The 8,179-nt window shown below is 65.8% G+C and carries 7 protein-coding genes and 1 tRNA gene; 1 reads left to right on the top strand and 7 read right to left on the bottom strand.

Annotation, left to right across the window (positions count from 1 at the left end; all coding sequences use genetic code 11):
• The 7 genes from AC1DVA_RS22300 to recJ all read right to left on the bottom strand — a co-directional run.
• Positions 1–1,555 (bottom strand): DUF3987 domain-containing protein (locus tag AC1DVA_RS22300; protein WP_476807315.1); only part of this gene is annotated, 1,555 nt, incomplete at its 3' end.
• Positions 1,555–1,758 (bottom strand): hypothetical protein, encoded by a 204-nt coding sequence (locus AC1DVA_RS22295; RefSeq protein WP_476807314.1) that lies wholly within the window; start codon positions 1,756–1,758, stop codon positions 1,555–1,557. The genes AC1DVA_RS22300 and AC1DVA_RS22295, both read right to left, overlap by 1 nt.
• A 4-nt stretch (positions 1,759–1,762) precedes the next feature.
• A complete protein-coding gene (locus AC1DVA_RS22290; RefSeq protein WP_476807313.1) occupies positions 1,763–1,972 on the bottom strand; it encodes a hypothetical protein in 210 nt (69 codons plus the stop codon).
• A 129-nt stretch (positions 1,973–2,101) separates the two neighbouring features.
• Positions 2,102–2,896, bottom strand: coding sequence for a hypothetical protein (locus AC1DVA_RS22285; protein ID WP_476807312.1), 795 nt, complete (start codon positions 2,894–2,896; stop codon positions 2,102–2,104).
• Positions 2,897–2,992: 96 nt separating this feature from the next.
• Positions 2,993–4,216 carry a tyrosine-type recombinase/integrase gene (locus tag AC1DVA_RS22280; protein ID WP_476807311.1) on the bottom strand — a complete coding sequence of 408 codons (1,224 nt, stop codon included), beginning with the start codon at positions 4,214–4,216 and terminating at the stop codon, positions 2,993–2,995.
• Positions 4,217–4,378: 162 nt separating this feature from the next.
• Positions 4,379–4,453, bottom strand: a tRNA-Glu gene (locus AC1DVA_RS22275).
• Between the two features lie 103 nt (positions 4,454–4,556).
• Positions 4,557–6,359, bottom strand: a complete 1,803-nt coding sequence (gene recJ / locus AC1DVA_RS22270; RefSeq protein WP_476807310.1) for a single-stranded-DNA-specific exonuclease RecJ — start codon at positions 6,357–6,359, stop codon at positions 4,557–4,559.
• Between the two features lie 119 nt (positions 6,360–6,478).
• On the opposite strand from recJ, the gene AC1DVA_RS22265 reads away from it, so the two are divergent.
• Complete coding sequence (locus AC1DVA_RS22265; RefSeq protein WP_476807309.1) at positions 6,479–8,119, top strand: FAD-binding dehydrogenase; 1,641 nt, start codon at positions 6,479–6,481, stop codon at positions 8,117–8,119.
• The last annotated feature ends 60 nt before the right edge of the window (positions 8,120–8,179 follow it).

The raw sequence follows: 8,179 nt of genomic DNA, 5'->3' as shown, positions 1-8,179 counted from the left end.
TGCCACCCTCGGCGGTAAAGATGCCAAGCGCCGCCGGTGCATTGACCCACGCCTTCACCAGCCCCTCGATCGTCGGTTCGGGTACGGTCAGGAACGGGGAGAGCGGGCGCTCCGGCTCGGGACCGAGCGCGACCAAAGCCCTCCGCCTCTCGTCGTGTTGCAGTTTCCGGTTGCCCTCGATCTTCTTCTTCTCCGCACTCCAGGCGGCAAAGTCGATCGACCACAGGCGATGCTCGTGCTCGTGCTCTTCCTTCAGCGCCTTTTCACGCTTGCGGACTGCCCCGAGGGCTTCGCTATCGGCCGATGTCTTCCTGCCTCCGGATGGCGCTATCGTCACGACGTCGAGCGACAAGGGCCGTGTCTGGCCGTAGGGCATCATCACATCGGCATGCGCCTGCGATACGAGCGCGGCGACAGCGAGCACGGATTGCGCGGCGATCGCCTCGGGCACCTGGACCTTGCTCGCGATGGCAACGGCAGCGCTAGACAGGACCGGTCCCAGCGACTCGATCGGAAAGCGCTCGGCTTCGGGCAAGGGCGGGAAGAGCGGAATCGGGCCGTCGGCGCTGGCCGGCTCTGCGTCGGGGGCGTCCGGCTCCGGTGTCGGATGGAACACTCCAAGCTTGACCGCCGCATCGCTGCCATTGGCCTGCAACGCGTCGTTGATGTCCTTGCCGGCCGTGGGAAGGAACACATGAACTTCGCGGCCAGCCGCATGCCACCGGTCGCCGACGGCCTGCGTCGCCCTTTGACTGGCGCCGCTCTCATCCATCTCTCCCAGAACACCGATGGCCTCGATGTCCGGCATGACGGGGAAGTCCTTGATCGCGTCGGCCGATCCCGTCGCCCAGACCGGCGAGATCCCGGCCGCGCGCGCTGACAGGCACGTCTCGATGCCTTCCCCGATCACGATCGTCCTGCTGGAGCCTTCGATGCTTTCAAGCTTGATCGCAGCGCCGCCGACGGGGCCCATCATCTTCCGATCGATCTTGGAGCCGTCAGCTGTCAGCGCGGTGCGATGGATGGCAACGAGCTCGCCGGTATCGATGCTATGGAATGCCACGACCATGCAGGGGTGGCGGGTGTTCTTGCCGAACGGGCAGGACGGATGAAACCGGATCACGGCCATCGCCATCTCGTCAGCCAGTTCGAGGCCGCGCGACCGGAGGTAGACCTCGGCGAGCGTGCCGCGCGGATCGACCGATTCATTCCAGATCGCGATGGCGCGCTGCTTGTTCTGCTCGGCGTAATCCCGAACGGGGGCGGCTTGGCGTACGCGCGGGTTGCTCATGATGCGAGGCATCGACCTGTCGTCGATGCCAGCGCGAGTCTTCACATAGTCCCGGCAGGCCATCGGATCGTCGCCGGCGTGGCTGTGCACCACGAAGCCGCCAGGATGGTCCGGCGCGATCTTGACCGCCATCGACCTGTCTGCAGGACTATGGCCCGGCCCCGGCGCGACAAGCTGGCCGCCGGTTATCTCGCCGCCGAGGGCGCGCTGAAGGTGGGGGAGTGTCAGCATGACACCTCCGACGAATAGGCCGGGCGTGACCATCAACGGGCCTCCCTAAGAAGGCCGGCATGAGCGGCGATGACGAGCGCGACGGGCTCGGAGACAGCGGCGCGCTCGTAAATCTGCTTGAGCGCGAGCCGCTGCATGGTAAGGTTCGAATGCGTAGCTGCCCAGCTTTGCAATTCGGACCCGATGACGCCGCCGGCCAGGGCGGGTGTTGTCGGGTTCAGCTTTTTGAGGGGCATGAAGTCACGCGGCCTCCTTCTCGGAGACAGATTCGAGCGAGCGGATATAGCGCTCGATCTCAGATGCCCGGATGAAGGTCCGGCGGCCGTTGCGGACGGCTTTCAGGCTGCCGTTTTTCAGCTTCGCGTAGCCGTTCGTGGTGCGCATCCCCATCATGCCGAACGCAGCAAGCACGGGGATCAGGCGGTCTACAGGGGGAGCATATTCTTCCATTTTACGTCCTCAATCACCCGCGTTTATCGGAACGCAACTGGCGGGTGAGGACGATTGAAAACCGAGTATTTCGGCCATAAAAATGGGGGCTTAAAAGATATATTTGACTTTTAATGGCCCGATTAAAAGTCAAGAGGTTACGCGCTTACCGGCCCTTGGGTTTTCATAGCCCGCTGGATAAGCGCAACCCGCCGCAAGATCAGATGCCAACTTCAAAATCCGATCCGCGAGCTCTATCTCATTCGAGTCTGGTCTTTCGGATCTGAAACGGGCAATCAGACCTTGACCGGTTTCGAAACAGACTTGGGCCGGTTCGTTCGGACATCGACCCTCCGCAAAGACGGCCACCCAACGCTTGATAGCGCTCGGAATATTGTCGCCGTCTGTGAGGTGATGAGCAACGCTTGAGATTTGTTTGGCGATCCGTTTGTAAGTGGTTCCTTTGCCGAACCCCGCCGCAATCAAGGCGCCCGCTGCGACGGCGATATATGCCCGCGCTCGCCAGATTTCACCAATTTCCGTCTTATTACCCCCGGTCTCGCGCACTGTTGCTTCCTTCAGAAGCGGGGGCGTGAGGCCGTTGTCTAGGTCATTAAGAGCATAGGCCAATTCTGCTATTTCGTGGCAGAGCCGCGCCGGAAGATTTTCACCCTGTAGATATTTCGCGATTGCCAATTGAGCATTGATGAAGCGGCTCCGATCACGCGGAGCTATATCTCCAGCCTGCGCGTCAAATGCAGCCTGCAACTCACCTTGGAGCTTCCCGAGGTTCGCGAGCATGCGGCTGGCGAGTGCCTTCCCCGCCACGGCCGTAACGCCAGGCAGTTCGATCCTTTCGGAAGGATTAGCAATCTGCTGCCAGACCACAGCGTTACCTTCGCTGGGGAGGCTCTTGAATGTCGCTCTGAGGTTAGGAACCTTCACGTCGCCCCTCGAAACGCGTCGAATTCGAAGAATGAGGCAGGCGCGCGGCGCATCGCGCTTTTTCCTGGCTGGAACAGCCCCATCCGTCTCGGTCGATTAGCCGGCGCTCGCTGGCTTCATCGGAATAACCTTGGCGCCGGTGCGCAGGAGGTCGAGATGATCGGCCCACCACTCCGCCATCCGAACGCGCTCGTCCCAATGCTCGCCCCGAGCGTAGGCGCGGCGCACCTCGTCCTCGTCCTGATGCGCGAGAGCTCGCTCGATCGCGTCGGACGACCACTTGCCGGATTCGTTCAATATCGTGCTGGCAGCGGCCCGGAAGCCGTGGCTTGTCATCTCGTCTTGAGCAAAGCCCATGCGACGCAGTGCGGCGTTGGTGGTGTTTTCGCTGATCGGCCGCCGGTTCGTTCGCAGCGAAGGGAACAGCAGCTTTCCGTCACCGGTCTGCTCCTTGAGCGCTCCGAGAATTGCGAGCGCCTGCTTAGGCAGCGGTACGCGATGCGGACGACGCATCTTCGTCCGCTTGGCTGGGATGATCCACTCGGCAGCGTCGAGATCGAACTCGCTCCACTCCGCAAGGCGCAACTCGCCGGGGCGGGGGAATAGAAGCGCCATCAATTGAAGGGCGACCTTCGTGGTGATCTGGCCCGTGAACCCCTCTATCGCCCGAAGGAGCTCCCCGAAGTGTTTCGGAGAGGTGATAGCTGCACGATGCGTCACGACCGGCGCGATCAATGCGCCACGCAGCCCGAACGTGGGATCATTCTCGGCGCGCGCGGTCGCGATGGCGTAGCGGAACACCTGGCCGATCGAAGAACGGAGGGCCTTGGCGGTCTCGTGTTTGCCTCGCGCCTCGACCTTGCGCAGCACGGCCAATATCTCTGCCGCGCTGATTTCCACGATTGGACGCGTGCCGATGAGCGGCCTTGCCAGGGATAAAAGCCAACGCTTCTTCTCCATGGTGGCCGGCGCCTTGCCCTCTTTCTCCTTCTTGACCAGCAACTCGTCTGCGATCAGGCCAAAGGTCGTGGCGCGGCTGGTCTCTCGCGTCAGGCGGTGCAGACGCTTCTCAGCGGAAGGGTCCAGCCCTGCGCGCAACTGTTCCCTGGCTTCCTCTCGGCAGGCGCGGGCGCCGCGCAGATCGATCTCGGGATAAGCCCCGATCGAAAGCTTCTTCTGCTTGCCGCCAAACCGATATGCCAGGCACCAAAGCTTTGAGCCTTTGGGCGTTACCCATAATTGCAGGCCAGCCCCGTCCGACAGTTTCACCGTCAAGGTCGAAGGTTTGGCGTTGCGGATCGCGGTGTCGGTCAGAGGCATGTTGGCCTCGCCCTTGTTGGCTCGTGGCTGGGACCAACAGATAGGCCAACCATTTACGTGGGTGTCAACGGCAGCCGGCGACCGTCAATGAACATCAAAGACGAAAAAACCGGCCGTTTCGGGCCGGTTTCGGTCGCCAATGAATGTTGCCGAAGGGCAATGTGGCGCGACCTACGGGAGTCGAACCCGTCTCCCCAGCGTGAAAGGCTGGTGTCCTAACCGATAGACGAAGGTCGCTTTGCCTCGAACCGGGAAGGTTCTTGCCGAAGCGGGGCGAGGTATAGTGGCAGGCCTCCCGCTTCGCAAGCTCCCGTTCACAAGAAATGTGACGGCGCCCTCGTCAGATCGGGCGAGCGAGATCGAGGATGCGCAACTCCGCCGTCTCATTGCCGCCCCAGCGATTGAGCGAAAGCGTCGCGGCGAGGTGAACGGTCTCGCCGCGCGCCGCGAGCAGGGCCTGGCCCAGCGGCTCCTGCGCCGCGCGAAAGGCGATGCCGCCGATGGTTGCGCCATCGCCGGAGCGCAGCTTGATGCGGACATGGCCGCCGCTGCCGATCTCGATGGCATCGGTCAGACGGTGCGCGGGGAAGACGAAGACGGGCTCCGGGCTGCCCGAGCCGAACGGGCCGGCCTTCTCAATCTCGGCAATGAGGCGCGGGCTGGCGCCGCCGGCGCTGAGTGCGGCGTCGACGAGCAGCGCCTCGGCCTCGCCGGCGACCCCGACCTCGCGCGCCAGATGTTGGTTGAGAAAGGCATGGAAGGGCCCGGCCTGCCCGCCGGCCAGCGTCACGCCGGCCGCCATGGCGTGGCCACCGCCCTTGACCGCGAGACCGGCCTCGACCGCCGCACGCACGGCGCGCCCCAGATCGACGCCAGCAACCGAGCGGCCGGAGCCGGTGGCCCCACCCTCCCCGTTCAAGGCGAGCGCAAAGGCGGGGCGGCGGAAGCGCTCCTTCAGCCTCGCTGCGACCAGACCGACGATGCCGGGGTGCCAGTCGGCACTGCCGGCGAGGAGCACCGGCATGTCCTCGATTCCCGCCAGCTCATGCTCGGCCTGCGACACCGCCTCCAGCACGGCGAGCCGCTCGATCTCCTGCCGCTCCTGGTTGAGGCGGTTGAGCTCGGCGGCGATGGTGCGGGCCTCCACTTCGTCATCGGTCATCAGCAGGCGCGCGCCCAGCGCCGCATCGCCGATCCGCCCGCCGGCATTGATACGGGGGCCAAGCAGGAAGCCGAGATGCCAGGGCTGGATCGGGCCATCGAGGCCGGACACGTCCATCAGCGCGGCGAGGCCGGGACGGGCACGGCTGCGCATCATCGCCAACCCCTGCCGCACGAAGGCGCGGTTGAGGCCTTGCAGCGGCACGACATCCGCCACCGTCGCCAGCGCGACGATATCAAGCGCGGCCAGCAGATCGGGCTCACCGCCGCGCGCGGCCCAATGGCCCTGCCGGCGCAACTCGCGGCTGGTGGCGACCAGCGTCAGGAAGACCACGCCGGCGGCGCAGAGATGGCCGAGGCCGGAGAGATCGTCCTGCCGGTTCGGATTGACCAGCGCTTCGACGGGAGGCAACCGCTCAGGCGCCTGATGGTGGTCGAGCACCACGACATCGAGGCCGAGCCGGCGCGCCTCCGCCAGCGGCTCGTCGCTCGTCGTTCCGCAATCGACCGTGACGAGGAGGGTCGCGCCCTCGCCGGCCAGCATGCGGATCGCCTCGCTGTTGGGGCCGTAGCCCTCGATCAGGCGGTCGGGGATATGGATGCGCGGGCGCGCTCCACCTTGCGTCAGGAAGCCCGCGAGCAAGGCGGAGGAGCAGGCGCCGTCGACATCGTAGTCGCCGAAGATCGCAACGCGCTCGCCACGCAGCACCGCTTGGGCGAGCCGCGCCGCGGCGGGTGCCATATCGGTGAGGATGGCGGGATCGGGCAGCAGGTCGCGCAGTTTCGGCTCGAGGAAGCGCCCGGCCTCGGCCGGCTCGACACCGCGGACGGCGAGCAGGCGCGACAGGATGTCGGACAGGCCCTCGCGTTGGGAGAGCGCTTCCGCCCGGCCGAGCCCGGCCGTATCCAGCCGGTCGCGCCAGGGGCGGCCGAGCGCGGAGCGGGTTACGCCAAGAAAAACACGGGGCTGTATCGGACTCATCGTGCCAAGGGCGTCGCGCAAGCGGAGCATAAGGTCAACCAGCGCCAAACTTGGCCGGCCCGCGAACGGCCGCCATAGTGCGCCGAAGCCGCCAGCAAAGGCGGCATTCGGGGCGGGACATGCGGCACGAAACCGACGTGGCGATCGTAGGCGCCGGACTTTCGGGCCTTGTCGCTGCCTGCGAGATCGCGGAAGCGGGGCGCAAGGTCGTGGTGCTCGACCAGGAGCCGGAAGCATCGCTCGGCGGGCAAGCCTTCTGGTCGCTCGGCGGGCTGTTCCTCGTCGACAGCCCCGAACAGCGACGCCTGCGCATCCGCGATTCGCGTGAGCTGGCTGATGACGACTGGTTCGGCTCGGCCGGCTTCGACCGGGCGGAGGACGAATGGCCGCGGCGCTGGGCCGAGGCCTATCTCGACTTCGCCGCCGGCGAGAAGCGCAGCTGGCTGCACGCCATGGGCATGCGCTGGTTCCCGGTCGTCGGCTGGGCCGAGCGCGGCGGAGGCCTCGCGACCGGCCATGGCAATTCGGTGCCGCGCTTCCATGTGACCTGGGGCACGGGACCTGGCGTGCTGGAACCCTTCCTGCGCCGCGCAAAGGAAGCACAGGCCAAGGGGTTGCTCTCGTTTCATTTCCGCCATCGCGTCACCGGCGTCACGAAGAGCGGCGGCGCGGTCGACGGGGTCGAAGGCGAGATCCTGGAGCCGAACGCGGTGGGGCGGGGCGAAAAGAGCAGCCGCAATGTCGCCGGGCGTTTCTCGATGAAGGCGCAGGCCGTGATCGTCACCTCCGGCGGCATCGGCGGCAATCACGATCTCGTCCGGGCGCAATGGCCGGCGCGGCTCGGCAAGGCCTCTGCCCGGTTGCTTTCGGGCGTGCCCGACCATGTCGACGGCGCGATGCTCGGCGTGGCGCAGGCCGCTGGCGGCCGGCTGATCAATGGCGACCGGATGTGGCACTATGTCGAGGGCATCGCCAATTGGGCGCCGATATGGCCGCACCATGGCATCCGTATCCTGCCCGGCCCCTCCTCGCTCTGGTTCGATGCGCGCGGCAACCGCCTGCCGGTGCCGCTCTTCCCCGGCTTCGATACGCTCGGCGCGCTCGAGCACATCATGGGGACCGGCTACGACTATTCCTGGTTCGTGCTCAACCGCAGCATCATCGCCAAGGAATTCGCGCTGTCGGGCTCCGAGCAGAACCCCGACCTGACCGGCAAGAGCTGGCGGCAGGTGCTGGGCCGTGCCGGCGGCGGCGTGCCGGGGCCGGTGCAGGCCTTCATGGACAAGGGCGAGGATTTCATCGTCGAGGGCGATTTCTCGCGTCTCGTCACGCGCATGAACGAGCTGACCGGCGAGCGGCTGATCGACGAGGCGGTCGAGGCGCGCGACCGCGCTCTCGCCAATTCCTTCGGCAAGGACCTGCAGGTGACGGCGTTGCGCGGCGCGCGCGCCTATCTCGGCGACAAGCTGATACGCACGGCGAAGCCGCACCGCATCCTCGACCCGGCACATGGCCCGCTGATCGCGGTGCGCCTCAATATCCTGACGCGAAAGTCGCTCGGCGGGTTGATGACCGATCTCTCGTCGCGCGTTCTGGACGAGGCTGGCGAGCCGGTGCCCGGGCTCTATGCGGCGGGGGAAGCGGCCGGCTTCGGCGGCGGTGGCGTCCATGGCTACCGCGCACTCGAAGGCACCTTCCTTGGCGGCTGCATCTTTTCGGGGCGGGCTGCAGGGCGGGCGGCGGCGCAGTCCGTCGCCTGACCGAGACTTTTGCACGCAAGGATCGATTGCGAACAAAACGCGAAAATGATCGAATCCGGG

It is taken from the genome of Allobosea sp. P4_C6, assembly GCF_056402015.1.
This window is presented reverse-complemented; position numbering and strand designations above follow the sequence as displayed.